At 47.5% G+C, this 1,246-nt stretch carries 2 protein-coding genes; both read left to right on the top strand.

The features are described from left to right. Positions 1-214, top strand: a 214-nt coding sequence (locus tag F6K37_RS43190) for a hypothetical protein (RefSeq protein ID WP_287257314.1), incomplete at its 5' end; no start/stop codon positions are given. Between the two features lie 65 nt (positions 215-279). Next, positions 280-1,053, top strand: coding sequence for an ABC transporter permease (locus F6K37_RS43195; RefSeq protein ID WP_008190425.1), 774 nt, complete (start codon positions 280-282; stop codon positions 1,051-1,053). The last annotated feature ends 193 nt before the right edge of the window (positions 1,054-1,246 follow it).

Below are 1,246 nucleotides of genomic sequence, written 5' to 3' on the forward strand. Positions count from 1 at the left end.
GGGTTGTAGCGGTAGTGGTACACGCCGAGGTCCACGACCACGGCGACCACCAGGCCGAGGAGCGCCAGTCTGCCGCGCCCGCCTCGCACCAGGAACCAGGCCAGAGCGCCCAGAGCCAGACTTGGCGAATTTAATTCGCCAAGGTCAAGCGCACCTAAGCGAATTCTGGGCGGTTCTTGATGACTTCTCTATCATCCATGACTTAAGCTTATAGCAAAAATCCCAAACTTGTGTACCTCTCCTATGATGGAAGCAAAAGAGGAGCATAGGAGATAGTAGGTGAGTTTGGCAAGAATTTGGGCGATCGCAGCTAATGGTTTTCGGGAAGTGATACGCGATCGCGTTTTATATCTGATCGGCTTTTTTGCCCTAGCCCTAGGCATAGCTCTGAGGCTGTTACCTGAGATAGCAGCAACCACAGAAGAGAAAATTTTTCTGGATTTGGGTCTAGCTGGGATGGGTATCCTGGGTGTAATCGTGGCGGTATTTGTTGGTACCGGGTTGATTAACAAGGAAATCGAAAAGCGTACTGTATTAGTGTTAATTCCCAAGCCTCTTAGCCGGGCTGAATTTATCATTGGCAAACACTTAGGGTTATCGGGTGTATTGGCTGTGCTGGTTGTGGCTATGACTGCCATTTATCTGCTGGGCTTACGTGCCTCTAGTATTGAATACCCTGTGGTTAGCATCCTGGTTTCGGTGCTTTACCAATTTCTAGAACTGTCTCTAATCACAGCAGTAGCGCTAATGTTTGGTGTCTTTACTAGTTCACTCCTAGCAACGTTACTTACGTTTGGGATTTATATGATGGGACACTTGAGCCGTGATTTAGTGGAGTTAAGCAAGTTGAGCGAAAACCCTGGCATTGAGCGGATGACCGAAACCCTATACTTGGTTATCCCGGATTTATCACGGCTCAATTTAAAGAATGATGCCGTCTATGGTGTCTTACCCCCGTTCCCAGAACTGTTTTTAAATGGACTTTATGGATTACTGTACATCGTGCTACTTTTAGCGATCGCTATCCTAATCTTCTGGCAACGGGAGTTTTGATTTATAGTGCTACGCTTAGCGTCAGAAGTCAGAAGTCAGAAGTCAGAAGTCAGAAGTCAGAAGTTAGTGCGGCTTGTTCCTACTAGGAGCCTCTAGAAAATAGAGGGGTATGAGTAGGGGACTTCGCGAGGAATAAAAACCTCAAAAGTCTAACTGTCTAACGGATGCGGGTGAAAACCCCGCCCTTCAGGAG

The organism is Moorena sp. SIO4E2, from assembly GCF_010671945.1.
GTDB lineage: Bacteria > Cyanobacteriota > Cyanobacteriia > Cyanobacteriales > Coleofasciculaceae > Moorena > Moorena producens.